Below are 26,730 nucleotides of genomic sequence, written 5' to 3'. Positions count from 1 at the left end.
CAGGTGGCTCCGCCACATGACCCTCCACGCCGCACGCCGATCGCACGCACCGAACGCCGCTCCTTCTCCCACGGAGATCCATCAGAAGGGCCCTAATCGTCGCCGTGGGTGGCGGTGGAGGACGGCTGATCAACCGCAAGGATCCGGCCCGAAGTCACCGGTACCACCCGAAGCGCTCCGCGATCACCGGCAGCCGGTCCGCGACGATGGCGTGTGCCGCTGCCCGCGGGGTCGTCCCGTCGGCCTCCGCGCGGGCCAGCATCCGTTCCACCAGCGCGCGCATCGAGCGGCGGGTGTGGGCGAACGCCTCGTCCGCGGCGGGACCGATGTCGCCGAACAGCGTCCACCACCACCAGGCGTTCGTCCCGGAGTTGACGACCACGTCCGGCAGGACCGTCACCCCGCGCGCTGCCAGCGACTCCTCGGCCTCCGGCAGGACCGGCATGTTGGCCGCCTCGACGATCCAGCGCGCGGTGATCCGCTCCTGGTTCGCGGCGTCCACGGCGTACGAGACCGCCGCCGGCACCAGTACCTCCGCCCGCGCGCACAGCCACGCGTCCCCGGGCAGCTCACGGTCGCCGGGTCGCAGGGCCGCGCGGTCCACGGTCCCGTAGGCGTCCCGCGCACCGAGCAGGGACTCGATGTCGAGGCCGACCGGGTTGGCGATCGTGCCCTTGACGTCGGCGACGGCCACGACGGTGAGCCCCGCGCGCGTGAGGAAGCGCGCGGTGGCGCCGCCCATGGTGCCCAGGCCCTGAACGGCGACCCGGGTGCCGGTGTGCGGCACACCGGCCCGGTCCAGGGCCGCGAGCACCGACTCCGCGACGCCGCAGCCGCCGACCAGTTCGTCGAGCCCGATCCCGTCCACCTCGACGGCGAACGCGTCCGCGAGCCGCCGCCGGGCCGCCTTCTCGTCGTCGAGCAGCGGATACACGGCCTGCACGGACGACACGAGCCCCGCCTCGGCAGCCGCCCGGTCCACCAGATCCTGGGTGAGACCGAGGTCCTCGCCCATGGTCCAGCAGCTCTCGATGTACGGCCGCATGGCCCGCAGGTACCGCACCAGGAGTTCGTACGCCCCCGGATCCCGGGGATCGCAGTCGATGCCGCCCTTGGCGCCGCCCAGGGGGATGTACCGGCCCTCCGGGTTGTAGTGCAGGGCCTCCTTCATGGTCATTCCGCGCGCCAGACCGGCCACCTCGTCCAGGGTGCAGCCCGCGCGCATCCGCAGCCCGCCGCTGGAGACACCGCGCACCAACCGGTCGACGACCAGGAAACCCTGGCGTCCGGTGACGTGGTCGGTCCAGACGAGCGACATCAGGGCGGAGGTCATGCGGTCTCCTCGGGAGTGACGAACCCCCAGGGCCGGACAACGGCTCGCCGCGGGCGTTACTGAATGACCAGTCAGTATTCGGATGCGGGTCGCACCCTGTCAACGCGGCCGCCGGATCCCGGAGAACCCGGTTGTCAGCGGGGCCGACCATAATGGAGAGCCTCACCGACTCCACCTGGAGGTACACCGTGACCGGTTTCCGTTCCCCGAGCTCCGGGCTGCGCGCGCTGCGGCCCGCGGCCTTCGGTGCGGACCCGAGCGGTGAGCGCATGGCGCGCATCCGCAGATCGCCCCACTTCAAGGACGGGGTCTTCCAGAATCCCGGGGGCGTCGCCCGGACCCGGCCCTCCGGTTCCACGCTGGAGTTCGCGAAGCAGTTCTTCGACAGGGACGAGCGCGCCCGCCGCGGCCCGAACGGCACGGTTCCGGTACACGCGACCACGCTCGCCGACATAGCCAGGCCCCCCGCCACCGGCCTGAGGCTGACCTGGATGGGACACTCCAGCGTGCTCGCCGAGATCGACGGACGGCGCGTGCTCTTCGACCCCGTCTGGGGCGAGCGCTGCTCCCCGTTCGCCTTCGCCGGGCCCAAGCGCCTGCACCCCGCGCCCCTCCCGCTGGCCGCCCTCGGCCCGGTCGACGTCGTCGTGATCTCGCACGACCACTACGACCATCTGGACCTGCCCACGATCAAGGCCCTGGCCGGTACGGACACACTGTTCGCCGTGCCCCTGGGCGTCGGTGCCCACCTGGAGCACTGGGGCGTGTCCGCCGGCCGGCTGCGCGAGCTGGACTGGCACGAGGCCACCAAGGTCGGCGGGCTCACCCTGACCGCCACCCCTGCCCGCCACTTCTGCGGTCGCGGCCTGCGCAACAGCCAGCACACCCTCTGGGCCTCCTGGGTCGTCGCCGGAGACGAACACCGGATCTACCACAGCGGCGACACCGGCTACTTCGAGGGCTTCAAGGACATCGGCGCCGAGCACGGCCCGTTCGACGCCACGATGATCCAGATCGGCGCCTACAGCGAGTTCTGGCCGGACATCCACATGACCCCCGAGGAGGGCATGCGCGCCCATCTCGACCTCCAGGGCGGACAGCCGCACGGCGTGATGCTGCCGATCCACTGGGCCACCTTCAACCTGGCGACGCACGCGTGGTCCGACCCTGGTGAGGGCACCCTCGCCGCCTCCCTGGCGACAGGCGCCCCGATCGCCCTACCCCGGCCAGGCGAACCCTTCGAGCCGAGCGCCGACAACGTTCCGGCGAGCCCCTGGTGGCGGAGCGTGGCGCTGGAACCGGCGGGCGGTTGGCCGGCCGCCGCGGCGCTCGACGACACGTGCGGCGAGGCGGAGGTCATGACCCCGGCCGAACCGGCGGCCGGAGATCAGGCCAAGGCAGATACACAGAGTGACATCTCCAAGGGGACGGTCGAGGGTACCGGGGACCCCGAGACGGTGGCCGCGGGCTGACCGCGGACGCGGATCGAGTGGCGGCGAGGGCCGGGGAGCACAGCGCTCCCCGGCCCTCGCCGCTTTTTCTTGACCACTTCTGACCAGGTGTGATCGTGCGCGGGTCGTGCATCGACCCGTCCTCGTGGAACTTATCGGTCTGTCGTACGAGACCTCATACCAGAGCGGGACGCTCCTCGTGTGAGTTTGTCAACTGCCCACCGCACATGATGCGCTGGCGACTACTGTCAGTGTCCGTCGGGCGACGCAGGGCCGAAAAGTTCGGTTCTCCCGACCGACGCCCGCATGCGCGTGCCCACCGGCACGCATACCGGCATGCGCACCCTGGCAACCAGGACCGACGGACCAGTACGACGAGGACACCGATGTCTCACCTCCGCGCACCGGCCGCCCGCGCAGACCGCCGTGAGGGCGGGCGCCACGGCCGGCCGGCCGCCCGCGCCGTTCCCGCGCTTCCCGAGACCCACATACGGCCCCAGCTGCTGCGTCTCGCCGTGCTGCCGCCCGTCGCCGTCGCCCTCAGCGGCTGCGCCGCGGTCCTGTTCGTCGTGCGCTCCACCGGAGTGCGGCCCAGCCTCCCCCTGTGGGGCGTGCTCGGCGGCGCGGTCTCGGTGACCTGCGCCGGCATCCTGATCGCCGCCGTGGCGGCCGACCGCGCGGCCCGGTCCGTCAGCGACCGGATCGGCGCCCTGCGCCGAAGCAGCACGCGCGGCGAGGCCGATCTGCGTGCCCTGGTCGACGCACTGCGCCGAGGCGAGGCCCCGCCCCCGCGCGATCCGCGCGGCGGCCCGCCTGAGGACGCCGACGACTTCGAACTCCTCGCCGCAGACCTGACCCGGGCGCACGACGGGGCCGTCACCGCCGTCGTCCAGGCCGCACAGCTCTCCAGCCAGGCGGGCAGCGAACAGAAGCTGGAGGTCTTCCTCAACCTCGCCCGCCGACTTCAGTCGCTGGTGCACCGCGAGATCTCGATCCTCGACGAGTTGGAGAACGAGATCGAGGACCCCGACCTCCTCAAGGGTCTCTTCCACGTCGACCACCTCGCCACCCGCATCCGCCGGCACGCCGAGAACCTCGCCGTGCTCGGCGGTGCCGTCTCGCGTCGGCAGTGGAGCAACCCGGTTTCCATGACCGAGGTGCTGCGCTCGGCCATCGCCGAGGTCGAGCAGTACTCCCGCGTCAAACTCGTGCCGCCGATCGACGGTGAGCTGCGCGGCCATGCCGTCGCCGACGTGATCCACCTGCTGGCCGAACTCGTGGAGAACGCCACGGTGTTCTCCGCCCCGCACACCCAGGTGCTGCTGCGCGCCAACCTCGTCACCTCCGGACTCGCCGTCGAGGTCGAGGACCGCGGACTGGGCATGCCCGTCGGCGAGCAGAGCCGGATGAACGCCCTGCTCGCCGACCCCGATCAGGTGAACGTTGCCAGCCTGCTGGCGGACGGCCGCATCGGTCTCTTCGTCGTCTCGCAACTCGCCCGGCGGCACGGCATCCACGTCCGGCTGCAGACCAACATCTACGGCGGCGTCCAGGCCGTGCTCGTCGTACCGCAGGCCCTTCTGGGCACGGCGCCGGGCGCCTCCGGAGCCGTACCGCAGCCGTCGGACGGCCAACCCGGGACGATGGGCGCCGCGGGTGCGACGGCGCCGCGGCCGACCGGGCTGGAGGTGCAGACCGGGCTGGAGGTGACGCCTCGGGAGGCTCCGCCCGCACCGGGCGGTGCGCCGCCCGCACTGTCCTCACGGCCGTCATCCGGCGGGCGTCCGCAGCAGTCGGCTTCGGGTTCGGGTTCGGGGTCGCGCGGCACTGGACCTGCCCCGCTTCCCGTGCGTGGTGCCCGCGGGGAGCGGCCCACGCCCGCGGAGGCCGCGCCCGGCATCAGGGCCGACGACCGGCCGCTCGTCGCGGAGCACACGGTCGCCCCGCCCACCCCGCGTGTCGGTGCCGTACGCGGCACCATGGGCAAGCCCCAACTGCCCCGACGCCGGGCCCAGGAGCACATCGCGCCCCAGTTGCGCGACGGCCCGACGCCGCGCCAGGACTCGGAGTACCCGGCGGGCCACGACCCGGGCCTGATGGCGGCCTTCCAACGCGGGATCGGCCTCGCCGAGACCCAGCAGCACCTGGAGGCGGCGCCCGGCGATACGACGACTTCCATGGCGTCCACCCACATGGCGCCGGTCTACCCGGGCCCGACGCACACGGCCCCAACCCACATGGCCCCGACCTACCTGGAGTCGGCCCACACGGGGCCTGGCCACATGGCGTCGAATGACATGGCGTGGGCCGACCCGGCGTCCTCCGAAAGGGCGCCCACCCACGCGGCGCCGACCCACATGGCGTCGACCTACATGGGGCCCGCCGACACAGGCGCCAGTCACATGGACGCCACCGACATGACCCCGGCTCCCTCCATGGACGTCCGTCCCCTGTATCCGCTCCCCACGGACCGGGCCCGCACAGCCGAGGCGCGCCCTCCACGCCCGCCCGCGTCCCTCGAAGCACGCGGTGTGCGGGACAGCGGGGCCGTGCCCGGTCTCGACCTCGACCTCGATCACCACACCCGGCACGACGGGAGCGCACCCGCCGGATGACCACCCCCGCGTACACCCCACCCCCCAGCGCTCCCGCAGACCTTCGTACCTCAAGGAGTCGATCCACCATGGCGAGCGAAGCGCCGACCGGCCAGGTATCCGATCTCGACTGGCTGATGAGCGGCCTCGTGCAGCGCGTACCGCACACCACCAGCGCGGTACTCCTCTCCTGCGACGGGCTCGTGAAATCGGTCCACGGCCTCGACCCCGACAGCGCCGACCACATGGCGGCCCTGGCCTCCGGCCTCTACTCGCTGGGCCGCAGCGCCGGTGTCCGCTTCGGCGACGGCGGACACGTCCGGCAGGTCGTCGTCGAACTCGACTCGACCCTGCTGTTCGTGACCACCGCCGGTTCCGGTACCTGTCTCGCCGTGCTGGCCGGCCGCGAGGCCGACGCCGCCGTGCTCGGCTACGAGATGGCGATGCTGGTCAAGAGCGTCCGCCCCTACCTGATGACCGCACCCCGACAGCACGCCGTCGAGCCCACGGCGATGAGGCCTTGAGGGTGGCGGCGGTCGGCGACGAGCCCTGGCTCGACGACGCGGCCGGTCGGCTGGTGCGCCCCTTCACGATCAGCAACGGCCGCACCCGGCCCAGCATCGCGCTCGACCTCCTGTCGCACGTGATGGCCACCGGAGCCACCCCCCTCGGCCACCTCGGCCCCGAACACGCCCAGGTGCTCGACATGTGTCGCGTACCCGTCTCGGTCGCCGAGATCGCCGCCCACCTCAAGCTGCCGGCGGTGGTCACCAAGGTGCTGCTGGCGGACCTCGTCGACTGCGGGGCGCTGACCACCAAGCCCCCCGAGTTCCACCACAACCAGACTGACCGGGCCCTTCTGGAGGCAGTGCTCGATGGACTACGACGACAGCTCTGACCCCTTCCCCACCGCACTGAAGATCCTGGTGGCGGGAGGGTTCGGAGTAGGCAAGACGACCTTCGTGGGTGCGGTCAGCGAGATCGCCCCGCTCAGCACGGAGGAACTGCTCACCACGGTCGGCGCCGCGACCGACAACCTCGAAGGCATCGAAAACAAGGTCGAGACGACGGTGGCCATGGACTTCGGCCGCATCACCCTCGACCCGGAACACGTGCTGTACCTGTTCGGCACACCCGGACAGGAGCGGTTCTGGTTCATGTGGGACGAGCTGTCGGAGGGTGCGCTCGGCGCGGTGATCCTCGCCGACACCCGCCGACTGGAGGAGTGCTTCGCCGCCGTCGACTTCTTCGAACAACGTGGCCTCGGCTTCATCGTCGCGATCAACGAGTTCGACGGCTCGTACCGCTACGACCCCGAGGAGGTCCGTGCCGCCATCGACCTCGCGCCGGAGATCCCGGTCGTCCGCTGCGACGCCCGGATCTCCAGCTCAGGGGTGCAGACCCTGCTCACCCTGGTACGGCACCTCATCGCCCACAGCCCGGCCCCCGCGCCGAGCCACGGCGCCCACATGTGATCCCCGTACACCCCGCCATGGAGCCGCATATGACGTACATCCCCAGCGACGGAGCCCGCCCATGAGGTACGACCTGCCCCGCCCGGCCGGTCGACTGCTGCTCACCCCCGAGGACAAGGAGGCCCCCGCCCGCGCCCGGCGGCTGGCCCTGCTGGGCCTGGGAGAACACCCGGAGCCCGCCCTCGACGCCTACGCGAACCACCTCGCCGAGCTCACCGGTTCGCCGTACGCCATGGTCAACTTCATCGATGAGAACCGGCAGTTCTTCGCGGGCCTGCACCGCCCGACGGTGGCGCCGCGCGTCGTGAAGGCCGATGGCAGCACGCCGGTGATGGGACGTGAGCTCTCCCGCGACCAGGGCTTCTGCCCCCATGTCGTGGTCCGGCGCAAGGCGCTGGTCCTGGAGGACGTCTGTGACTACCCGCGGTTCGCGGGCAACGCGGTCGTCGACGAGTTCGGCATCCGCTCCTATCTGGGCGCACCACTGATCGACAGCACGGGGATGGTGCTTGGCACCATGTGCGTCCTCGACGTGGAGCCGCGGCCGTGGGGGAGGCCCGGCCTGGAGACCATCAAGGCCTCGGCGGCGGAGCTGGCGGCCCGGTTGGAGCGACCCGAGGCCGACGGGCTCCCACTGCTGTGACGGCGGCACCCGCGCCACAACCGACCTGACCGAGCCGCACTAGTAGCCACGCCACACGTTGTCGAAGGCGGCGTCCTCGATCGCCTTCCGCTGGCGTACGGCCTCCAGCTCCATCACCGCGTCGCCGACGGCGGCCAGTACGGTCGTGGTCGCGTCGTCCGCGAGGTCCTCGGCGCCGTCGGTCGGTTCGTCGCCGATCCCGGCCGCGGCAGCCAGGGCGGCGAGGACGGGTTCGCCCGCCGCCCAGCGCTCCTCGGCCTCGCGCCGGGCCGTCGAGTCGACCGGTTCGGTCCGCCCGGTCCGCAGTGGGATCCGGAGGCCCCGCGGCCGGGTCGTCAGGCCGATCCGGTGCAGATCGTCGACGTAGGCAGAGGACAGCCCTCGGCCCCGGCGCCACAGCCAGTCCTCGACCGACTCGTACGGCTCCCGCCGTACGAGCGCCGAGGCCGCCTCGTCCAGCAGGCGGTCGCCCGTGGGTGCCTGGGCACTGGGCAGGATGCGATCGCCCTCCAGGACGAGCGCGTGCGCCTCGATGAGGTCGAACACCTCGGCTCCCGCGAGCACGAGCGACAGATCGCCCTGCTCCAGCGGCTTGTCACTCGCCGCGTCCAGGGCGACGATCGCGAGGTCCCGTGCGGTGGTCATGAGCGGCTCCACGTCAGTCGGCCGAGTGCGGGGCGAGAGCTCCGAGGCTGGTCGATACGGACAAGTCGTTCCTGATCGATTCTCGCTGACGTTCGGGGGCTGTGTGTCCTCCTTCGACCATGTGGTGCGTACAGCCGATCCGCGGTGGTGATGTGGGCGGTGTGAAGCGCAGCTGTGGCGCGGCTTAAGAAATCCTCGATGGACGGGGGAGCCGCCGTACGGCAGATTGCTTCGCGATCACACCCCTCTCCCCGGACGCGGGCTTCTTCGGCATGCCCACGCCCCGGGGTCTCACCTCAGGAGCCGTAGCGTTGAAGGCGCTGGTCAAGGAGAAGGCGGAGCCCGGGCTGTGGCTCGTGGACGTCCCGGAGCCCGCCGTCGGACCCGGCGACGTACTGATCAAGGTGCTGCGCACCGGCATCTGCGGCACCGACCTGCACATCCGGTCCTGGGACGGCTGGGCGAGGCAGGCGATCCGCACCCCGCTCGTGATCGGGCACGAGTTCGTCGGCGAGGTCGTCGAGACCGGCCGGGACGTCACCGACATCACGACGGGTGACCGGGTCAGCGGCGAGGGCCACCTGGTGTGCGGCAAGTGCCGCAACTGCCTCGCCGGCCGGCGGCACCTGTGCCGGGCCACAGTCGGCCTCGGCGTCGGCCGCGACGGGGCGTTCGCCGAGTACGTGGTGCTGCCCGCCGCCAACGTGTGGGTGCACCGCGTCCCGGTCGACCTCGACGTCGCCGCGATCTTCGACCCGTTCGGCAACGCCGTGCACACCGCGCTGTCGTTCCCGCTGGTCGGCGAGGACGTCCTGATCACCGGCGCGGGCCCGATCGGTCTGATGGCCGCCGCGGTGGCCCGGCACGCGGGCGCCCGCAACGTGGTGGTCACCGACGTGAGCGAGCAGCGGCTGGAGCTGGCCCGGAAGATCGGCGTGAGCCTCGCGCTCGACGTCACGCGCGCGACGATCGCCGACGGGCAGCGGGAACTCGGCCTGCGCGAGGGCTTCGACATCGGACTGGAGATGTCCGGTCGCCCTGAGGCCCTGCGCGACATGATCGCCAACATGACGCACGGCGGCCGGATCGCGATGCTGGGCCTGCCGTCCGAGGAGTTCCCGGTCGACTGGGCCCGGATCGTCACCTCGATGATCACCGTCAAGGGGATCTACGGCCGGGAGATGTTCGAGACCTGGTACGCCATGTCGGTCCTGCTCGAAGGCGGGCTCGACCTCGCTCCCGTCATCACCGGCCGCTACGGTCACCGCGACTTCGAGGCGGCGTTCGCCGACGCGGCGAGCGGGCGCGGCGGCAAGGTCATCCTCGACTGGACCGCCTGAACGACGCGACTTTCTTCCCGATTCCCCTCCAGCGCCAGCACCTCAGGAGCTCCCGATGTTCGACTCCGTGCGCGACGACCTGCGCACCACCCTCGACGAGATCCGCGCCGCCGGTCTGCACAAGCCCGAGCGCGTCATCGACACCCCGCAGTCCGCGACCGTCGGCGTGTCCGGGGGCGGCCGCCCGGGCGAGGTCCTCAACTTCTGCGCCAACAACTACCTCGGCCTCGCCGACCACCCCGAAGTGATCGCCGCCGCTCACGCGGCCCTGGACCGCTGGGGTTACGGCATGGCCTCCGTACGGTTCATCTGCGGTACGCAGGAGGTGCACAAGGAACTGGAGGGCCGCCTGTCGTCCTTCCTCGGTCAGGAGGACACGATCCTGTACTCCTCCTGCTTCGACGCCAACGGCGGTGTGTTCGAAACGCTGCTGGGGCCCGAGGACGCGGTCGTCTCCGACGCGTTGAACCACGCCTCGATCATCGACGGCATCCGCCTGTCCAAGGCCCGCCGCTTCCGCTACGCCAACCGCGATCTCGCCGACCTGGAGCGGCAGTTGAAGGAGGCGCAGTCCGCCCGGCGCCGGCTGATCGTCACCGACGGAGTGTTCTCGATGGACGGCTATGTGGCCCCGCTCCGCGAGATCTGCGACCTCGCCGACCGCTACGACGCGATGGTCATGGTCGACGACTCGCACGCCGTCGGTTTCGTCGGCCCCGGCGGGCGCGGCACCCCCGAACTGCACGGCGTGATGGACCGCGTCGACATCATCACCGGCACGCTCGGCAAGGCGCTCGGCGGAGCCTCCGGCGGGTACGTCGCCGCCCGCGCGGAGATCGTCGCGCTGCTGCGCCAGCGCTCTCGCCCGTACCTCTTCTCGAACACCCTGGCCCCGGTGATCGCCGCGGCCTCCCTCAAGGTGCTCGACCTGCTGGAGTCGGCGGACGACCTGCGGGTGCGGCTCGCCGAGAACACCGCCCTGTTCCGCCGCCGGATGTCCGAGGAGGGCTTCGACGTGCTGTCCGGCGACCACGCGATCGCCCCCGTGATGATCGGGGACGCGGCCCGGGCCGGCCGCCTGGCGGAGCTGCTGCTGGAACGCGGTGTCTATGTGATCGGCTTCTCCTACCCGGTCGTACCGCAGGGGCAGGCCCGCATTCGCGTGCAGCTGTCGGCCGCGCACTCCACGGAGGACGTGAACCGCGCGGTCGACGCGTTCGTGGCGGCGCGGGCGGAGCTGGCGGGCGAAGGAGCGGGGACCAGCGAGGGGGAGGTCTGACCGGGGTCGACCGGCCGGACACCTTGCGATAATCGTTCACATGATCGAAGCGCGGCGGCTCCACATCCTTCGTGCGGTGGCCGACCACCGCACGGTGACGGCGGCTGCCGCCGCGCTGTACCTCACCCCCTCGGCGGTCTCGCAGCAGTTGGCGGCCCTGGAGCAGGAGACGGGCCACCGACTGGTCGAGCGCGGCGCCAAAGGGGTACGGCTCACTCCGGCCGGCGAGATCCTGCTCCGGCACACCCACACGGTCCTCGCCCAGCTGGAGCGGGCCGAGGCCGAACTCGCCGCCTACGGCTCGGGGGAGGCCGGCACGGTCACGGTCGCCTCGTTCGCCACCGGCATCGCCCTGGTGGTCGCGCCCGCGGTGGCCCGCCTCGGAGGAACCGCCCCCGGCATCCGCATCCGCGTCCAGGACGCCGAGGGCGACGCCAGCCTGCCGATGGTCCTCGACCGGCAGGTCGATGTCGCGGTCGCCGTCGAGTACCGCGGCGCCCCGCCCGCCGACGACCCCCGTCTGGTCCACGTTCCGCTGTACGCCGAGCCCTTCGACGCCGTCGTCCCGGTCGGCCACCGCCTCGCAGACGCCGACGAGGTGCCCCTCGCGGAACTGGCGAAGGACCCCTGGATCGGCCCCTACCCGGGCAACCCCTGTCACGACGTCGTGGTCCTCGCCTGTGAGAGCGCGGGATTCCAGCCCCGCCTCGAACACTCCTCGGACGACTTCCGCGCGGTGGTGGCCCTGGCGTCGGCGGACGCGGGCGTCGCCCTCGTCCCCCGCTCCGCCCTGCGCGGCATGGACCTCACGGGCGTGGTGGTGCGCCCCGTCGACGGGGTCGCGCCCACCCGTCGGGTGTTCGCGGCGGTACGACGAGGAGCGGAGGGACACCCTCTGATCCGCCCCGTGCTGGACGCGCTGGCGGACGTGGCGCCGATGTGACCCGGCGGTTTCGGAGAACGGCCGGTCGTGAACCCGGCCGCGGGCGCCGCCGCCCAACACCTCCACGGTCGCCCGGAACCCCCGGCGACCGTTCTCACCAGGTGAGTGTCAGTGCCAGCCGCTACCGTGCCTGTCATGCCGGATGCCGAAGACGTACGACGGATCGCCCTGTCCCTGCCGGACACGACGGAGCAGGTCGCGTGGAACATGCCCACGTTCCGGGTCGCGGGGAAGATGTTCGCCACGCTGCCCGAGGACGAGACCTCCCTCGCGGTGCGCTGCCCCAAGGAGGAGCGCGACGAACTGGTCCTCGCGGAGCCGGACAAATTCTGGATCGCCGGCCACGAGGCGCAGTTCGCCTGGGTGCGGGCCCGCCTCTCGGCCCTGGAGGAGGACGAACTGCGGGACATCCTCGCCGACTCCTGGCGCCAGGCGGCGCCCTCCCGGCTCCTGGAGGCCTACCCCGAGTTGGGAGTGGCGACAGGGGACTAAAGGCCCCTTGGGTGTTGTCAGTGTCGCGTGGGATGATCCGGGACGAGCGTGGTGGCCGAGGCGGAGGGGGCTTCGGCCGCCCCGGCCGAATCAAGCAGGAGACTGGTCGAGGGCGGTCGCGGACAAACGGGTGCGCGACCACCGACTCGAGTGCGGTATTGTTTCCATGCGCGATCGACCGGGGGAAACCCCAGGTCAGACGGGCATCGGGACGTGGCGCAGCTTGGTAGCGCACTTGACTGGGGGTCAAGGGGTCGCAGGTTCAAATCCTGTCGTCCCGACGGTGCGAAGGGTCTTCTCGGGCGAAAGCCCGCGGGGGCCCTTTTCGCATGCCTGTGCGCGGCTTTCACGATCAGCTTGTTGGGGCGCCGCCCGGCATCCCGGCCCATGAGTTCGACGTCGACCGCGACCGCAGCCCCGCGGGCCCGAAGGCCCGGGGAGCGGGCGTTCGTTCACATCACCGCTCCCGGCGCGGGCTGAGCCGGATATGGCGGATGACCTTGCGGTGGTGGGTGTAGACGACGTGGAGAGCGCCGTCCGGTGTCTGTGCCACCGAGGGGTAGGACAGCTCGCGGTTGAGGCCGTCGCGGGAGTTGTTGGTCAGGCAGTGGCCGTCCCCGGTCACCAGGTCGACGCGCAGCGGCCAGCTGAGGCCGCCGTCGGACGACAGGGCGAGGCTGAGCGGGGCGCGCGGGGCGCCCCAGAACGCGGTCGAGGGAGTCTGCCGGACGGCCGTGGTCGCCGAGCCGCCCGTGGTCCGGTGGTCGGCGAGTCCGCCGGTGTCGTCGATCTCGTCGTAGAGGGAGACGCGGCGGGCGGTCGCGTCGGCGGCGCTGCTGTGGTTGTAGACGAGGGCCAGACGGCCGTCGGCCAACGGGACGTACTGGATGGAGGAGTTGTTGTTCGGCAGCCCGAGCGGCTCCGGCTCGCTCCAGGTGTCACCGTCGTCCAGCGACACGGACCGGTGCACGGCGTCGGCGCGCCGGCTGCGGTAGAGGGCGAGCAGTGAGCCGTCCGGCAACCGGTGGACGTTCATGTGGACCAGGCCCGTGGAGCCGGGCACGGGCTCCTCGCGCCAGGTGCCGCCCTCGTCGTCGCTGATCATGACGGCGCTGGTGTCGAGGTCGCCGGACCACTTCTCGCCGGGCGCGGTCCGGCAGCGGAAGACGGGCAGCAGCAGACGACCGGTGGGCAGGACGACGGGGGGCTGACGGACGAAGACGCCGCCGCCCCCGGACGTCGCGGCGAACAGCGTTCGGGTCGCCTCCCAGGTCGTGCCGTTGTCGTGGCTGACGCGCAGCCGTACCTCCGCGGTGTCCTGGTCGCCGCCCCGTTGGGCGGTGTGCAGCAGCCACAGGGCGCCGGAGGGAGTGGGGAAGAGCACGGGGTTCTGCTCGGAGCGTGTCGGGTCGTCCGAGAGACGGACCGGCTCGGTCCATGTGGTGGTGCCCGGGGCGAGGCGCGAGAACCACACACTGATGTCCGCCATGCCCTCCTGCGTGCCGCCGAACCAGACGCAGCCGAGCTCCCCGCCGGGCAGCGCGGTGAGGTTGGCCGCGTGGTTCTGCACGGCCGGCGCGGGCAGCGTGGTGTCGACGCGGTCGAAGGCGTCGAGGAGCGCGTTGGTCACAGTGCTTCTCCAGGGGTCCGGGCGGCGGCCAGGTGATCGCGGGCGGTCTGCTCCAGGTGCACCAGGTCGCAGGCGACGGTGGCGAAGGTGAAGCCCTCGGCGAGGCGCTTGGCGGCGCTCGTGCCGTCCGGATTGTGGATGCCCGCGGCGATCCCGGCGGCGGCCGCCGCCTCGCTTACGGTGCCGAGCGCCGCCTCGAAGGCGTCGGCCAGGGCCGGGTCCGTGGACGAGGCGCCGCCGAGGGCGATGCGCAGGTCGGAAGGGCCGACGTAGACGCCGTCGAGGCCCGGCGTCGCGCAGATCGCCTCCACGTCGGCGAGCCCTTCGGCCGTCTCGATCATGGCGAGGACGACCGTGGCGTCGTGCGCGTCGGCCGGGTCCGGGCCGATCCTCAGCGCCGAGCGCATCGGACCGTAGGAGCGCCGGCCGAGCGGCGGATAGCGGACGGCGGCGACGGCCTCGGCGGCCTGCGCGGCTGTGTCGACCAGCGGCACGATCACTCCGGCCGCGCCCGCGTCGAGGGCACGGCCGATCGGGGCGGGGTCGTTGGCCTCCACCCGGACCAGGCCGACGGCCGTGGAGCCCCGGTTGTCGATCGCGAGGAGGTTGTTGAGCATGCCGGAGTACCCGAACAGGCCGTGCTGGGCATCCAGGGCGACGTAGTCGTAGCCGAGGCGGGCGATGCGTTCGGTGGCCACCGGCGCGTCCATCAGGCACCAGTAGCCGAGCAGTTGCTCGCGGGCGCGCAGGGCGGCGGTGAACTCTGCGGGGGTCATGGGCGGTTGTTCCTCACAGGGGCGCGGGGGAGGGGGCAGGGGCAGCGCGGGCGGGTGCTTCGAGGTCCCGTGGGGGTGGTGGCTCAGCGGTTGTAGGCGGGCATGGGGCCGCGCAGGCCGGCGCCGACCTCGTCGCAGGCCGCGGTGACGTCGGCGGGCAGCGGTCCGGCCTGGGCGGCGGCGAGGTTGGCGCGCAGGTGGCCGGTGCGGGAACCGCCGAGCAGCAGGGCGTCGGTCGAGTCCCGGTCCAGGAGCCAGCGCAGGGCCAGTTCGGCGAGCGGGATGCCCGCGCCCTCGGCGACCCGGGTCAGTTCGGCGACCGCGTCGAACAGGCGCGGGTCCCAGTAGCGCTGCCGGTACATGTCAGCGAGCCGGGAGTCGCCGAACCGTCCGCCCTCGGGGGCCTTCTCGTAGCGGTGCCGCCCGGTGAGGAGGCCGCCGCCGAGCGGGTTGTAGACCATCGTGCGCAGACCGGTGACGGCGGCGTACTCGACGAACTCCTCCTCGATCCGGCGGGCGAGCAGGTTGTGCAGCTGCTGGGCGACGACCGGGCGTGGCGCGCCCACCTCGTCGGCGACGCGGACGAGTTCGGCGATCTGCCAGGCCGCGTAGTTGGAGACCCCGAGCGCGAGGACCTTGCCCTCGGCGACGAACTCGGCGACGGTGGCGAGGGTTTCGGCGAGGGGCGTGGCCCGGTCGGGCTGGTGCAGATAGAAGAGGTCCACCCGGTCTGTGCCGAGGCGTTTGAGGCTGCCGTCCAGAGCGGCCCGCAGACCAGGGGCGGACAGCGGCGCGTGCTCCCCCTGGTCGGGGTGCGGCATGCCCGCCTTGGTGGCGAGCACGATCCGGTCGCGGTGGGCGGGCAGCAGCTCGGCGAGGATGCGTTCGCTCTCGCCGCCGGCGTAGCCGTTGGCGGTGTCCACGCCGGTGATGCCCGCCTCCAGCGCCGTCGCGAGCATGTCCGCGGCGCCAGCCCGGTCGACGGTGTCCCCGAACGTCATGGTGCCGAGGACCAGCCGGGACAGGGGCACGGGCACGTTCGGCAGGTCGATGCCGGTGGTCATGTGACGGTTCCTTCCGGTGAGACGGTGAGGGGGGTGTCGGACGTGCGCGACTCCGCCGTGGCCGGGGTCGAGGCCGCCCGGGTGCGGGGTTTGAGTCCCCTGATCGCCGTGGGGTCGAGGGCCGCGCGGCGCAGCGCGCGGGTGTAGGGGTCGGCGGGCGCGGCGAGCACATCGGCGGTACGGCCGTGCTCGACGACCCGTCCCGCCTTCAGGACGACGACGTCGGTGCTGATCTCGCGCACCACGCCGAGGTTGTGGGCGATGACGATGTACGTGATGCCGGTCTCCTCGCGCAGTTCGCGCAGCAGATCGAGGACCTGGGCCTGCACGGACACGTCGAGGGCCGAGGTGGCCTCGTCGCACACCAGCAGGTCGGGCTTCGAGGCGAGGGCGCGGGCGATGCCGATGCGCTGCCGCTGCCCGCCGGAGAACTCGTCGGGCCGCCGGTGCAGTGCCGTGGCCGGCAGCCCCACGCGGTCCAGCAGTTCGGCGGCGCGGCGGTGCCGTTCGGCCTTGTCCCGCACGCCCGCCACGCGCAGCGGTTCGGCCACGACCTCCAGCGCGGTCAGGTGCGGGGCGAGAGATCCGTAGGGGTCCTGGAAGACCATCTGGACGCGGCGCCGCAGTGGCCTCAGACGCCGCTCGGGCAGCGCGGCGAGGTCGGTGCCGTCCAGCACGATCCGCCCGGAGGCGGGCTTGAGCAGCCGTACGACCGCGCAGGCGATGGTCGACTTGCCGCTGCCCGACTCGCCGACGACGGCGAGCGAGCCGCCGCGGGGCACGCTGAAGCTGACATGGTCGACGGCCCGCACGGTGCCGGTCGGCGTGGGGTAGTCGACGACGAGGTCCTCGACGGCGAGGAACGCCGACGGGTCCGCCGCGTCCGGTGTCACTGCTGCTGGGCTCATCGGGCTGCTCCCTGTGTGCTGGGGGCGTCGAGCCCGTCCTCGTCCCAGCGGGCGAGGCTCGGGACGGCCGCCAGCAGTTTCCCGGTGTACGGGTGCGCGGGCCGCTCGACGATCTGCTCGGCCGGCCCCGACTCGACGAACCGGCCCTCCTTCATGACGTGGATGCGGTCGGACACCAGCCGGGCGACACCGAGGTCGTGAGTGATCATCAGCATGCCCACGCCGGTGCGTTCCTGCAGTTCCATCAGCAGGTCGAGGACGCTCGCCTGGACGGTGGCGTCCAGGGCGGAGGTGGGTTCGTCGGCGACCAGCAGCCGCGGTTCGGCGGCCAGCGCGACGGCGATCAGGATGCGCTGCAGCATGCCGCCGGAGAACTGGTGCGGGTACGCCTTCCAGCGGGTCTCGGGCCTGCTGATCCGTACCTGGTCCAGCAGGTGTGTGCCGCGCTCGCGGGTTTCGGCCCGGGACAGTCCGGGGTGGCGCAGCCGCAGGGCGTCGCCGAGCTGCCGCCCGATGGTGTGGACGGGGCTGAGCGCGGTCATCGGGTCCTGGGGAATCAGTGACACGGTGCGGCCGCGCACCCGCCGGGCGGCCTCCGGGTCGGCGACGACGTCCTCGCCGCCGATGCGGGCGGTGCCGGACAGCACGGCGAGCCTCTCCGGCAGCAGCCGCAGCACGCCCATCGCGGTGGTGGACTTGCCGGAGCCGGACTCTCCGATCAGCGTGACGGTCTCACCGCGTCGGACGGTGAAGCTCACGCCGTCGACGGCGCGGACGACACCGCGATGGGTGAGCAGTTCGATCTGCAGGTCCTCGACCTCCAGCAGGGCGCCGGAGGGCGGCGGGGTGTCGCGGGTCATGGCTCAGGCTCCCTTCGCCGGCTTCGTCGTGCGGATGCGGTCGCGCAGACCGTCCCCCATGAGGTTGACGCCGACCACGAGGACGGCGATGACCAGGCCGGGGAGCGTGACCAGCCACCACGAGGTGGTGATGTAGTCCTGGCCGTCGGAGATGATGCGGCCCCAGGTGGCGAACGGCCGCTGCGGCCCGGCGCCCAGGAAGCTGAGGGCGCTCTCCAGGAGCACGGCCTGGGCGAGCAGCAGCAGGACCACCAGGCTCGCGGGGCGCAGGATGTTGGGGATGATGTGCCGTCCCAGGACGGACCAGCTGCGCATGCCGAGCAGACGGGCGGCCGCCACATAGGGTTTCTCGCGCTCGACGAGGACCAGGGAGCGGGTCAGCCGGGCCACCTCCGGCCACTGGGCGATGGCGATCACGCAGGTGATGACGGTGACCGACGGGCCGAAGAGGGCGACGACGAGCAGCAGCATCATCAGCAGGGGCAGCGCCAACTGCGCTTCCAGGAGACGGCTGACGACCGTGTCGATCCAGCCCCCGAAGTAGCCGGCCGCCGAGCCCGCGGCGATCCCGATGACGCCGGAGACGAGGACGGCGAGGATGCCCACGGACAGCGACACCTGACCGCCGTGCAGGATGCGGGAGAGCAGATCGCGTCCGAGCTGGTCGGTGCCGAACAGGTGCCCGCCGGTGAGCGGTGGCAGCCGGCGCCCCGCGAGGTTCTGGGCGTCCGGGTCCGGCAGCGGAATCAGGGACGCGAGGGCCACCGGCAGGGCGACCAGCGCGGTGCACAGGGCTCCGGCCCACAGCTTGTGGCGGGCGGTGCGGCGCTGCCTCGTGGCGGTGGCGCGGGCCAGCTGCCTCGCGGTGACGGCGCTGGGCCGGGCGGTGGAGTCGGACGGGGTGAGCGTGGCGGACATGTCAGGCCGCCTTTCCGAGTCGTACCCGCGGATCGAGCAGCGGGTAGGCGAGGTCGACGAGGAGCTGGACGAGGATGGCGAGGGTCGCCGTGACCAGGACGGTCGCCTGGATGAGCGGGTAGTCGCGGGTCTCCAGCGCGCGGACGACGAGGGAGCCGACCCCTGGCCAGCCGAAGACGACCTCGACCACGACGACTCCGTTGAGCAGTGCCGCGAAGCGGGTGCCGATCGCGGTGACCAGCGGGACGGACGAGTTGGCGAGGGCGTACCGCCAGGTGAGGGCCCGTTCGGAGACACCGCGTGAGCGGGCCACGGTGATGTAGGGCGAGGCGAGCGCCGTGGTCATCTCGCGGCGCACCAGCCGTGAGATGAGGGCGAGTTGGAGGGTCGCGATGGTGAGTGTCGGCAGGACGAGGCCGCTCCAGGAGGTGAAGCCGGAGGCGGGCAGCACCGGCATCAGCACGGCGAACACGGTCAGCAGCATCACGCCGGTCCAGAAGTCCGGCATCGACTGCCCGGCGATGGTCAGGACGTTGGCCGCGAGTTCGCGCGAGGTGTCGGCGCGGCGTGCCATCCACACGCCGAGCGGGACCGCGACGGCCACGGTGACGGCGATCGCCGCGACGGAGAGCGTGATCGTGTACGGCATGCGGTCCAGGACCACGTTGAGGGCGGAGTCGTGGAAGGAGTAACTGGTGCCGAGATCGCCGCTGAAGAGGTCGCGCAGGAAGACGCCGTACTGGGTGATCAGGGGTTTGTCGAGGCCGAACTGGCTGCGGATCCGCTCCAGGTCGGCGCTGGTGGCGGTCGGCCCCGCGTAGGCGGAGGCGGGGTCTCCGGGAGCGAGCCTGACCAGCACGAAGACCGTGGAGAGGGTCAGGAATACGGTCAGCAGGCTCTGGCCGAGACGCCGGGCGAGGTACCTGGTCACGGCTCAGCCCTCCAGCCGCAGGGCGGTCAGGTCGTAGGAGTTGACCGGCAGCAGCCGGATGCCGTCGACGCGGGCGCGGCGGGCGAGGACGGTCTTCGGTACGAAGGCCCACATCGCCGGCCAGCTGTCCCAGACGGCGTGCTGGGCGACGGCCAGTTTGCGGTCGCGGATGGCGGTGTCGGTCTCGGTGGCCGCGTCGGACAGCCCGCGGGCGATGCTCGGGACGACGTAGCCCATGAACGCGTCACCGGTGCGTTCGTCCTCGGCCGTGCCCGCGTACATCGCCTGCAGCATGGTGACGGCCTGGCCGGTGGGGCCGGGGAAGCCGTTGCCGATGACGTCCCAGTCGCCGCCCTTGCCCTGCCGCCACTTGAGGATGTCGCCGCCGGGCTCGAACTGTCGCAGGTCGGCGCGGACACCGACCTCCTTCAGCATTTCCGCGACGGCCTCCATCACGGAGGCGTCCGCGGCGAACTCGCCCGACTCCCAGATGATCCTGATCCGCAGCCCGTCGGCGCCCAGGGCCTTGAGCGACTGCCGTGCCCGGGACGGGTCGTGGACATAGCTGCCGGTGCGTTCGGCGCCCTGGAGACTGAGGGGGACGACTCCCCGGGCCTGCTCGGCCGAGTCGGTGAGCACGTCCCGGACGATGGACTCGCCGTCGATGGCGTACGACAGCGCCCGGCGCACCCGGGGGTCGGCGAGCGGGTGCTTCCGCGGCTTGCGGAAGTTGTAGAAGAGCTGGCAGATCCGCACCCCGGAGGTCCGCTCCAGGTGCACGCCGGGCAGCCCGGTGAGCTGTTCGGCGGAGTCGGGGGTGATGGTGTCGATGACGTCCAGTTCGCCGCTGCGCAGGGAGACGACCCGGCTCGACTCCTCGGGCACGAAGCGGACCCGGACCCGTTCGACGGCCGGCCGCCTGCCCCAGTACTCCGGGACACGGGCCAGGGTGTATTCGCCCGCGCCGCTGTTCGCGCCGGCCACCCGGTAGGGGCCGGTGCCGACGCCGGAGCGGAGTTCCTCGGGGCGGTTGTCCTTCGCCGGGGTGATGAGGATGTTGGCCATCAGCCGGTCCAGGACGGGCACCGGCTTGCGGGTGTGGAGCCGGAAGGTGCGCTCGCCGGTCGCCTCCACCTCGGGGAGTTCGGGGAACAGGCCGAGGATGAACGAGCCGGCGACCTTTCCGTACATCCGCACCGCGGTGGCCACGTCGTCGACGGTCACCGGCCGGCCGTCGGAGTAGCGGATCCCGTCGCGCAGGCGGACGCTCCAGGTGGTCGGTGCGGTCATCTCGAACCGGTCGGCGAGGACCAGGCCGAGTCGCATGCCCGGACCGATGGCCGTCAGGGCCTGGCGCACCGCCCGTTGCACGGTCACCGCGGCGTCGAACTGGTTGAGCTTGTTGTCCAGGCTGACCAGTGAGCGGTTCAGCCCGAGCGTGAGGGTGCCGGGGCCGGGGGCGCCGGTGGGGCCGGCGCAGCCGGCCAGCGGGGAGAGAGCGAGACCGGCGCCGCCCGCAGCGCCCCAGCGCAGCAGGGTGCGACGGCTGGGCGTCTCACTCGGGGGAGTTCGGGTCATCGTCGACCTCTCGGGGTTTCTGTGCGGCGACGGGCTCGGGACGACGTCCGGTCCCGCAGGACGCCGTCGGTTTCTGTCGCGCCGGAAACCGTTCCACGGTTGCGCGAATCACGCAAGGGGTCTCGCGCACATCGCGCAGGCTGTGTCATCATCGAGCGGCGAGGCCGCCCCGCGTGCCTCGTTCGACCACCGGTCCACCACGGGTCCAGGAGGATGACGTGTCTTTCCCCTCCCCCTTTCGCGGCGAGCGGGCGCCGCGGCGTGTCCTCGCCCTCGCCGACGACCTGTCCGGGGCGGCGGAGACGGCGGTGGCGCTCGGTGTTCCGAGCCGGATCGTGCTCGGTCCCGCCTCCTCGGACCCGCTGCCGGACGCCGAGGCACTCGTCATCGACCTCGACTGCCGGAGCCTGCCCGCGGCCGAGGCGGCCCGGCGGGTACACGAGGCCCTGCGCGCCGTGCCGCCGGACGTCCTGGTGCTGAAAAAGGTCGATTCGCTCCTGCGGGGCAACCTCGCCGCCGAGACGGCCGCCTTTGCCGACGGCGCCGAGGGCGTCGTCGTCGCCCCCGCACTGCCCGCCCTCGGCCGCACGGTCCGCGGCGGTGTCGTCCATCTCGACGGCGTCCCCCTGCACACCACCGACGCCTGGCGGGCGGAGAGCGCCGCACCCCCGCCGTCGATCCCCGCCGCGCTGGACGACTGCCGTACGACGCTCGTCCCGCTGGACGCGGTACGGGGCGACGCGCTGCCCGCCGCACTGCGCGCCGCGATCGCCTTCGGACACCTTCCGGTGTGCGACGCCGAGACGGACACCGACCTCGACCTGATCGTCGAGGCGGCGCTCGCCTGCGGGCCCGGCGTCCGTCTGTTGGGCACGGGCGGCCTGGCCGCGTCGGTCGGCCGCCTGCTGAGGCGTACCGAGGGGGTGTCGACGCCGACCGGAACGGAGCAGGGCAGTCGGGCTGCGGCTCCGGCCGCGCGGCGTCGGCGACGTCCTCTTCTGGTCGTCGTCGGCACCGCCGCCCCCTCGGCGCCTGCGCAGATCGCGCACCTTACGGAGCTCGGCGCGCGCCATGTACGCGTGCACCCCGACGCTCTGAACTCCGACGCCCCGAACTCCTACGCCCCGTCACCCCCGGGCGTGCCCAATCCGTCTGACGACGCGTCGGACGGCGTCACCGTCCTCAGCATCGACAGCGGTCCGGGCATCCGGCCCGGTTCGGCCCACCGTCTGGTGTCCGGACTCGCCCGCCTCGCCGCCGACCGAGCGGGCGACGCCGACCTCGTCCTGACGGGCGGTGAGACCGCCCGCCGCGTCCTCGACGCGCTCGGTGTTCCGCACCTGGCGCCGCTCGGCCAGATCCACCACGGCGCCGTCCACGCACTCACACCCGACGGACGCCATGTCGTCACCCGGCCCGGCAGCTTCGGCGGCACCGACTCCCTGCTGCGGATCGCCACGGCGCTCCGGCCGGACCTTCCCCACCTCCCACCGCAAGGAGACCTCCCGGTGAACGTGACCCCGACCGCCGACCACCACCGTTCGCTGCCGCTCATCGCGGTGACCATGGGGGACGGCGCGGGCATCGGCCCCGAGGTGATCGTCCCGGCGCTGCTGCATCCGGACACCCTCGCCCGCTGCCGCCCCGTCGTCATCGGCGACGCCGAACGGCTCCGGCAGGCCGCCGCGATCCAGGGCACCGACTGCGACATCGTCACCGTGACCACCCCGGCCGAGGCCGAGTTCCCGCCGGGCCGGGTCAACGTCGTCGACCTCGGTCTGCTCCCCGCCGACCTGCCCTGGGGCGAACTGTCCGCCCGCGCCGGCGAGGCCGCCTACCAGTACGTACGGGTCGCCGCGGACCTCGCGCTGAAGGGCGTCGTGCACGGCATCTGCACCGCGCCGCTCAACAAGGAGGCCCTGCACCTGGCCGGGCATCTCTACCCGGGCCACACCGAGCTGCTGGCCCACCTCACCGGCGTGGACGAGGTGTCGATGATGCTGTCCACACCCAAGGTGAAGGTCATTCACGTCACCACCCACATCGGCCTGATCGACGCCGTACGGCGGATCGAGCCCGGCCTGGTCGAACGCACGGTGCGGCGCGGCCACGAGGCGATGGTCCGGGCCGGGGTCGCGAAGCCGGTCATCGGTGTCTGCGGCATCAACCCGCACGCCGGCGAGAACGGACTGTTCGGCTACGGCGAGGAGGAGGAGAAGATCGTCCCCGCTCTCGAGGTGCTGCGCGCCGACGGCATCGACGCCCGCGGCCCCCTCCCGGCCGACACGGCCTTCTTCCTCGCCGGGCGCGGCGACTACGACCTGATCGTCGCGATGTACCACGACCAGGGACACGGCCCGGTGAAGGTGCTGGGCATCGAGGCGGGCGTCAACCTGACCGTGGGGCTGCCCGTCATCCGCACCTCGGTGGACCACGGCACGGCCTTCGACATCGCGGGCAAGGGCGTGGCCGAGGCCGGTAGCATGGTCGAGGCCGTGCGCCAGGCAGCCGAGATGTCGTCCCTACCGGTCCGCTGAGACCGCCGCTTCGCAGTCCGCGCGGTATTCGCAGCCCGCGCGGTATTCGCAGTCCGCGCCGCAGAGGACTCCGCAGAAAAGGACTCCACGACAGATGTCTCCCATCGGATCCAAGGCCAGGCGTGAACGGATCCTGCACGTGGCCACCACGACCGGCCTCACCAGCGTCGAGGAGTTGTCGCAGCGCTTCGGCGTCACGGCCTCCACGATCCGCCGGGACCTCGCCAGGCTGACCGCCGACGGCCGTCTGGCCCGCACCTACGGCGGCGCCATGGCGCTGACCGCCCACCCCGAGGCGTCGCTCCGGCAGCGCACGGGTGAGGCGTTCGAGGCGAAGCGTGCCATCGCGCGCCGGGCCGCCGCCGAGGTGCGTGCCGGTGAGACCGTGCTGCTGGACGCCGGATCGACCGTGGGCGCCCTCGCTCACGAACTGCGCTCGGCGATGGAACTGACGGTCGCGACCACGGGGCTGACGGCCCTGCAGGAGCTCTCCGACGTCGAGACCGTGCACGTCGAGTGTCTCGGCGGCACCCTGCGACCCCTGAGCCAGGGCTTCGTCGGCCCGTTGACCGAGGCGGCGCTGGAACGGATGACCTTCGACCGGGTCTTCCTCGGCACCGACGGCATCTCGCCCGAGCACGGCATCTGCGAGGCCGACCTGCGCCAGACGCGGCTGAAGGAACTGATGGCCCGCCGCGCCGACCATGTCTACGTCCTCGCGCACGCGGCGAAGCTCGGCCGTCGCCCCTTCCACGCCTGGGCGAAGCTCCCCGCCGACTGGACCCTCGTCACCGACGACGGCGCCGAGCCGTCGATCGTGGACGAGTTGCGCGGGCGCGGCGTCGAGGTGGTCCTGACCGAGGTGGCGCAGTCCACCGAGCCGGAGCACACGCCGTCCTCATGACCTCCACGACGGCCCTGTCCAAGGCGCGGCACGCCCTGGTCACCGGCGTCAGTTCGGGCATCGGCGAGGCGATCAGTGGTCGCCTGCTGCGGGACGGATGGCAGGTCACCGGGATCAGCCGCCGCCGTCCGGTGCCCGCGCCGGGACTGACCTGGCTCCCGGCGGACCTGGCCGAGCCCACCGCGCTGGTCCGGATCCTCGACCGGGTGCCCGCCCCCGACGCGGTCGTCCATGCCGCGGGCCTCCAGCGTTCGGCACCGCTGGGCGAACTGTCCGCCGACGACGGCGAGCTGATGTGGCGGGTGCACGTCCAGGCCGCCACGATCCTCCTCGACACGCTCGCGGACCGGCTGCCCGACGGGGCCCGGGTGGTCCTCGTCGGCAGCCGCACCGCGACCGGGGTGCCCGGCAAGAGCCAGTACGCCGCGACCAAGGCCGCGCTGCCCGCGCTCGCCCGCTCGTGGGCCGCCGAGCTGGCCGGCCGCGGCATCACCGTCAACGTCGTCGCCCCCGGCCCCACCGATACGCCGATGCTGTCCGACCCCGGCCGCGCCCGCACGCCTCCGGCGCATCCGCCCCTCGGCCGGTTCGTCTCCGCCGACGAGGTCGCGGGGCTGACCGCGTTCCTCCTCGGACCGGACGGCGGCGCGATCACCGGCCAGCAGCTCGTCCAGTGCGCCGGGGCCTCACTGTGACGGGCGCCTGAACAGCGCCCTCCGGTGCCCCTGGAAGGACGGTGGACCTCAGACCACGCAGCCCACATGCGCCAGTGCCTGCTTGAGCAGGACTCCGTGGCCGCCCGGCATCTCGCTCTGCACCGCCGGGGACAGGGCCTCCTGCGGGCTGAACCAGACCAGGTCCAGGGCGTCCTGCCGGGGGCGGCAGTCGCCGGTGACCGGGACCACGTAGGCGAGCGACACCGCGTGCTGGCGCGGGTCGTGGTACGGCGTGACGCCGTGGGTCGGGAAGTACTCCGCCACGGTGAAGGGCTGCAGGGAGGTCGGCACCCGGGGCAGGGCGACCGGGCCGAGATCCTTCTCCAGGTGGCGCAGCAGGGCGTCCCGGACGCGCTCGTGGTGCATCACCCGGCCGGACACCAGGGTCCGGCTGACCGTCCCGTCCGGACCGATGCGGAGCAGGAGTCCGATGCTGGTGACTTCGCCGCTGTCGTCGACGCGCACGGGCACCGCCTCGACGTACAGGATCGGCATGCGGGCGCGCGCGGACTCGAGCTCGTCGGAACTCAGCCAACCGGGCGTGGTATCGGTCATGTCAGACATTGCTTGATCATACTTTCAGGAGGTGGCTGGAAAGCGGTAGACCTGGTGAGCATTGTCCGCACCGGCCCAGACGGCGATGCGCAGGGCGTCCGGCAGGCTCAGCTCGTCGGCGTCCACCCGGTCCTGCAGGAGACCGGCGAGGCCCTGGCGGAAGGCCAGCGCGCCGAGGTGGTAGAACTCGGCCACACCATAGGCGTCGGAGCTGTACAGCAGTTTGCGGAACGGGGTGATCTCCAGCGCCTCCGTCAGGATCGCCCGGGCCCGGGCGGGGCCCACATGATGCAGGGTGAGACCCACGTCGAGGTACACCTGCTCGAACACCGCCGACAGGTAGGCGGCCTGCCGCTGGTAGGGCCAGCAGTGCAGCAGCAGCACGGGGATCGTGCCGGTGGTCAGGTGCAGCCAGTCCGTCAGGTGCGTGGGATCGGCCCGGTGCAGACGGATGTCCGCGTCCCCGAACCCGGTGTGCAGCTGAAGCGGCAGCCCCAGGTCCACGGCCGTCCACAGCAGATGCCGTACGAGAACCGGGTCGGCCAGCCGGCCGCCGTCGGCGAGCCAGCGGCGGGCCGCCTCGGTGACAGCCTCGGCCGAGGGCCGTACGGGATCCAGGTCGAAGCCGGTGCGGTAGGCGGCGACCGACTTCACCGCGACCACACCCGGCCGTCGCGCGGCCGACTCCGCCGCCGCACGGAACGTCTCGGCGTACGCGTCCGGTTCGACTCCGGCGGCGGCCACGGACTCGGCGACGTTCTCCAGCCGCACCACCTCGTACGCGGTGGCGTCGGCGGCCTCCGCCACCTGCCGGGGTGTGCTGAGGGGGACCGGCGTGTGGCCGGTGTCCACGCAGAACACCCCGGTGCCCGCGGCGGTCAGGAAGCGGCGGTTCACCTCGGGGGCGCCGAGTTCGGCCCGGCGGGCGAGGTACTCGTCGGCGGGGGCGTGGCGCGGCAGGTCGAGGAGGGGAGCGCAGTGGCGGCGTACGGCCACCCCGACCGGACTGTCGAAGGGCGAGATCCCCGGCCAGGGCTCGCCCTCGGTGAGCAGCGACTCGAACCCCGGCCGGTCCAGGTCGTTTGTCGCCACCCCGTGGCAGTGGTGGTCCACCAGCCGCACGGCGGCGAGCCTCTCGTGGACGGGACCCGCGCCCAC

The 26,730-nt window shown here is 72.4% G+C and carries 25 protein-coding genes and 1 tRNA gene; 14 read left to right on the top strand and 12 right to left on the bottom strand.

All coding sequences use genetic code 11. The features are described from left to right. Positions 1–154: 154 nt before the first annotated feature. Complete coding sequence (locus tag ABZ027_RS16630) at positions 155–1,333, bottom strand: Glu/Leu/Phe/Val dehydrogenase dimerization domain-containing protein (RefSeq protein ID WP_356768760.1); 1,179 nt, start codon at positions 1,331–1,333, stop codon at positions 155–157. A 188-nt stretch (positions 1,334–1,521) separates the two neighbouring features. On the opposite strand from ABZ027_RS16630, the gene ABZ027_RS16625 reads away from it, so the two are divergent. The 6 genes from ABZ027_RS16625 (at position 1,522) to ABZ027_RS16600 (ending at position 7,496) form a co-directional block, all read left to right on the top strand. Beyond that, on the top strand, positions 1,522–2,805 hold the full coding sequence (locus ABZ027_RS16625) for an MBL fold metallo-hydrolase (protein ID WP_356768758.1): 1,284 nt from the start codon (positions 1,522–1,524) through the stop codon (positions 2,803–2,805). Positions 2,806–3,170: 365 nt separating this feature from the next. Next, positions 3,171–5,399, top strand: a complete 2,229-nt coding sequence (locus ABZ027_RS16620) for an ATP-binding protein (RefSeq protein ID WP_356768756.1) — start codon at positions 3,171–3,173, stop codon at positions 5,397–5,399. Positions 5,400–5,467: 68 nt separating this feature from the next. Continuing rightward, positions 5,468–5,902, top strand: a complete 435-nt coding sequence (locus tag ABZ027_RS16615) for a roadblock/LC7 domain-containing protein (protein WP_356768754.1) — start codon at positions 5,468–5,470, stop codon at positions 5,900–5,902. Between the two features lie 2 nt (positions 5,903–5,904). Further along, complete coding sequence (locus ABZ027_RS16610; RefSeq protein ID WP_356768752.1) at positions 5,905–6,276, top strand: DUF742 domain-containing protein; 372 nt, start codon at positions 5,905–5,907, stop codon at positions 6,274–6,276. After that, positions 6,254–6,853 (top strand): ATP/GTP-binding protein, encoded by a 600-nt coding sequence (locus tag ABZ027_RS16605; protein WP_356768750.1) that lies wholly within the window; start codon positions 6,254–6,256, stop codon positions 6,851–6,853. Before ABZ027_RS16610 ends, ABZ027_RS16605 begins: the two co-directional genes overlap by 23 nt. Positions 6,854–6,914: 61 nt before the next feature. Continuing rightward, complete coding sequence (locus tag ABZ027_RS16600; protein WP_356768748.1) at positions 6,915–7,496, top strand: GAF domain-containing protein; 582 nt, start codon at positions 6,915–6,917, stop codon at positions 7,494–7,496. A 39-nt stretch (positions 7,497–7,535) separates the two neighbouring features. Here the strand turns inward: ABZ027_RS16600 and ABZ027_RS16595 are convergent, their stop codons facing one another. After that, positions 7,536–8,141 (bottom strand): GPP34 family phosphoprotein, encoded by a 606-nt coding sequence (locus tag ABZ027_RS16595; RefSeq protein ID WP_356768746.1) that lies wholly within the window; start codon positions 8,139–8,141, stop codon positions 7,536–7,538. Positions 8,142–8,452: 311 nt separating this feature from the next. On the opposite strand from ABZ027_RS16595, the gene tdh reads away from it, so the two are divergent. The 5 genes from tdh (at position 8,453) to ABZ027_RS16570 (ending at position 12,476) form a co-directional block, all read left to right on the top strand. Further along, positions 8,453–9,481 carry an L-threonine 3-dehydrogenase gene (gene tdh, locus ABZ027_RS16590; protein ID WP_356768744.1) on the top strand — a complete coding sequence of 343 codons (1,029 nt, stop codon included), beginning with the start codon at positions 8,453–8,455 and terminating at the stop codon, positions 9,479–9,481. 55 nt (positions 9,482–9,536) lie between these two features. Beyond that, a complete protein-coding gene (locus tag ABZ027_RS16585; protein WP_356768742.1) occupies positions 9,537–10,760 on the top strand; it encodes a glycine C-acetyltransferase in 1,224 nt (407 codons plus the stop codon). A 40-nt stretch (positions 10,761–10,800) separates the two neighbouring features. After that, a complete protein-coding gene (locus ABZ027_RS16580) occupies positions 10,801–11,703 on the top strand; it encodes a LysR family transcriptional regulator (protein ID WP_356768740.1) in 903 nt (300 codons plus the stop codon). Between the two features lie 135 nt (positions 11,704–11,838). Beyond that, positions 11,839–12,195 (top strand): MmcQ/YjbR family DNA-binding protein, encoded by a 357-nt coding sequence (locus ABZ027_RS16575; RefSeq protein WP_356768738.1) that lies wholly within the window; start codon positions 11,839–11,841, stop codon positions 12,193–12,195. A gap of 207 nt (positions 12,196–12,402) precedes the next feature. Continuing rightward, positions 12,403–12,476, top strand: a tRNA-Pro gene (locus ABZ027_RS16570). Positions 12,477–12,652: 176 nt separating this feature from the next. Here ABZ027_RS16570 and ABZ027_RS16565 read toward each other — a convergent pair. From ABZ027_RS16565 to ABZ027_RS16530, 8 genes are all read right to left on the bottom strand, one after another. Beyond that, on the bottom strand, positions 12,653–13,825 hold the full coding sequence (locus ABZ027_RS16565) for an exo-alpha-sialidase (protein ID WP_356768736.1): 1,173 nt from the start codon (positions 13,823–13,825) through the stop codon (positions 12,653–12,655). After that, on the bottom strand, positions 13,822–14,601 hold the full coding sequence (locus tag ABZ027_RS16560) for an aldolase/citrate lyase family protein (protein WP_356768734.1): 780 nt from the start codon (positions 14,599–14,601) through the stop codon (positions 13,822–13,824). The genes ABZ027_RS16565 and ABZ027_RS16560 overlap by 4 nt, the downstream gene beginning before the upstream one ends. Before the next feature lie 83 nt (positions 14,602–14,684). Further along, positions 14,685–15,665, bottom strand: a complete 981-nt coding sequence (locus tag ABZ027_RS16555) for an aldo/keto reductase (RefSeq protein WP_356768732.1) — start codon at positions 15,663–15,665, stop codon at positions 14,685–14,687. Next, the gene (locus tag ABZ027_RS16550; RefSeq protein ID WP_356768731.1) at positions 15,662–16,573 is read right to left on the bottom strand and encodes an ABC transporter ATP-binding protein; all 912 of its coding nucleotides are present in this window, start codon (positions 16,571–16,573) and stop codon (positions 15,662–15,664) included. Before ABZ027_RS16550 ends, ABZ027_RS16555 begins: the two co-directional genes overlap by 4 nt. Beyond that, positions 16,570–17,433, bottom strand: coding sequence for an ABC transporter ATP-binding protein (locus ABZ027_RS16545; RefSeq protein WP_356768729.1), 864 nt, complete (start codon positions 17,431–17,433; stop codon positions 16,570–16,572). The genes ABZ027_RS16550 and ABZ027_RS16545 overlap by 4 nt, the downstream gene beginning before the upstream one ends. 3 nt (positions 17,434–17,436) lie before the next feature. Next, positions 17,437–18,351 (bottom strand): ABC transporter permease, encoded by a 915-nt coding sequence (locus ABZ027_RS16540; RefSeq protein ID WP_356768727.1) that lies wholly within the window; start codon positions 18,349–18,351, stop codon positions 17,437–17,439. Position 18,352: 1 nt separating this feature from the next. Then, on the bottom strand, positions 18,353–19,282 hold the full coding sequence (locus tag ABZ027_RS16535; RefSeq protein ID WP_356768725.1) for an ABC transporter permease: 930 nt from the start codon (positions 19,280–19,282) through the stop codon (positions 18,353–18,355). A 3-nt stretch (positions 19,283–19,285) separates the two neighbouring features. Continuing rightward, complete coding sequence (locus ABZ027_RS16530) at positions 19,286–20,860, bottom strand: ABC transporter substrate-binding protein (RefSeq protein ID WP_356768723.1); 1,575 nt, start codon at positions 20,858–20,860, stop codon at positions 19,286–19,288. 218 nt (positions 20,861–21,078) lie between these two features. Between ABZ027_RS16530 and pdxA the strand changes: the two genes are divergently transcribed. From pdxA to ABZ027_RS16515, 3 genes are all read left to right on the top strand, one after another. Beyond that, positions 21,079–23,397, top strand: a complete 2,319-nt coding sequence (gene pdxA, locus ABZ027_RS16525) for a 4-hydroxythreonine-4-phosphate dehydrogenase PdxA (protein ID WP_356768721.1) — start codon at positions 21,079–21,081, stop codon at positions 23,395–23,397. 94 nt (positions 23,398–23,491) lie between these two features. Then, entirely contained in the window at positions 23,492–24,301 is an 810-nt protein-coding gene (locus ABZ027_RS16520; protein ID WP_356768719.1) for a DeoR/GlpR family DNA-binding transcription regulator, read from the top strand. After that, positions 24,298–24,996: an SDR family oxidoreductase gene (locus ABZ027_RS16515; RefSeq protein WP_356768717.1), complete on the top strand. Its 699-nt coding sequence runs from the start codon at positions 24,298–24,300 to the stop codon at positions 24,994–24,996. The genes ABZ027_RS16520 and ABZ027_RS16515 overlap by 4 nt, the downstream gene beginning before the upstream one ends. Positions 24,997–25,044: 48 nt before the next feature. Here the strand turns inward: ABZ027_RS16515 and ABZ027_RS16510 are convergent, their stop codons facing one another. Then, a complete protein-coding gene (locus ABZ027_RS16510; protein WP_356768780.1) occupies positions 25,045–25,572 on the bottom strand; it encodes an NUDIX hydrolase family protein in 528 nt (175 codons plus the stop codon). Between the two features lie 24 nt (positions 25,573–25,596). Further along, positions 25,597–26,730, bottom strand: a complete 1,134-nt coding sequence (locus ABZ027_RS16505; protein WP_356768715.1) for an amidohydrolase family protein — start codon at positions 26,728–26,730, stop codon at positions 25,597–25,599.

Origin of the sequence: Streptomyces sp. NPDC006332, from assembly GCF_040612855.1 — a bacterium.
In the GTDB taxonomy this organism is placed as follows: domain Bacteria; phylum Actinomycetota; class Actinomycetes; order Streptomycetales; family Streptomycetaceae; genus Streptomyces.
Note: the sequence above shows the minus strand (reverse complement) of the source record. Positions and strands in the feature narration are given on the sequence as shown.

Coding starts and splice junctions, on each gene's coding strand:
- ABZ027_RS16630 (WP_356768760.1), bottom strand. CDS start 1,333: ATGACCTCCGCCCTGATGTCGCTCGTCTGGACCGACCACGTCACCGGA.
- ABZ027_RS16620 (WP_356768756.1), top strand. CDS start 3,171: ATGTCTCACCTCCGCGCACCGGCCGCCCGCGCAGACCGCCGTGAGGGC.
- ABZ027_RS16615 (WP_356768754.1), top strand. CDS start 5,468: ATGGCGAGCGAAGCGCCGACCGGCCAGGTATCCGATCTCGACTGGCTG.
- ABZ027_RS16605 (WP_356768750.1), top strand. CDS start 6,254: ATGGACTACGACGACAGCTCTGACCCCTTCCCCACCGCACTGAAGATC.
- ABZ027_RS16600 (WP_356768748.1), top strand. CDS start 6,915: ATGAGGTACGACCTGCCCCGCCCGGCCGGTCGACTGCTGCTCACCCCC.
- ABZ027_RS16595 (WP_356768746.1), bottom strand. CDS start 8,141: ATGACCACCGCACGGGACCTCGCGATCGTCGCCCTGGACGCGGCGAGT.
- ABZ027_RS16585 (WP_356768742.1), top strand. CDS start 9,537: ATGTTCGACTCCGTGCGCGACGACCTGCGCACCACCCTCGACGAGATC.
- ABZ027_RS16580 (WP_356768740.1), top strand. CDS start 10,801: ATGATCGAAGCGCGGCGGCTCCACATCCTTCGTGCGGTGGCCGACCAC.
- ABZ027_RS16575 (WP_356768738.1), top strand. CDS start 11,839: ATGCCGGATGCCGAAGACGTACGACGGATCGCCCTGTCCCTGCCGGAC.
- ABZ027_RS16560 (WP_356768734.1), bottom strand. CDS start 14,601: ATGACCCCCGCAGAGTTCACCGCCGCCCTGCGCGCCCGCGAGCAACTG.
- ABZ027_RS16555 (WP_356768732.1), bottom strand. CDS start 15,665: ATGACCACCGGCATCGACCTGCCGAACGTGCCCGTGCCCCTGTCCCGG.
- ABZ027_RS16550 (WP_356768731.1), bottom strand. CDS start 16,573: ATGAGCCCAGCAGCAGTGACACCGGACGCGGCGGACCCGTCGGCGTTC.
- ABZ027_RS16545 (WP_356768729.1), bottom strand. CDS start 17,433: ATGACCCGCGACACCCCGCCGCCCTCCGGCGCCCTGCTGGAGGTCGAG.
- ABZ027_RS16540 (WP_356768727.1), bottom strand. CDS start 18,351: ATGTCCGCCACGCTCACCCCGTCCGACTCCACCGCCCGGCCCAGCGCC.
- ABZ027_RS16530 (WP_356768723.1), bottom strand. CDS start 20,860: ATGACCCGAACTCCCCCGAGTGAGACGCCCAGCCGTCGCACCCTGCTG.
- ABZ027_RS16520 (WP_356768719.1), top strand. CDS start 23,492: ATGTCTCCCATCGGATCCAAGGCCAGGCGTGAACGGATCCTGCACGTG.
- ABZ027_RS16515 (WP_356768717.1), top strand. CDS start 24,298: ATGACCTCCACGACGGCCCTGTCCAAGGCGCGGCACGCCCTGGTCACC.
- ABZ027_RS16510 (WP_356768780.1), bottom strand. CDS start 25,572: ATGACCGATACCACGCCCGGTTGGCTGAGTTCCGACGAGCTCGAGTCC.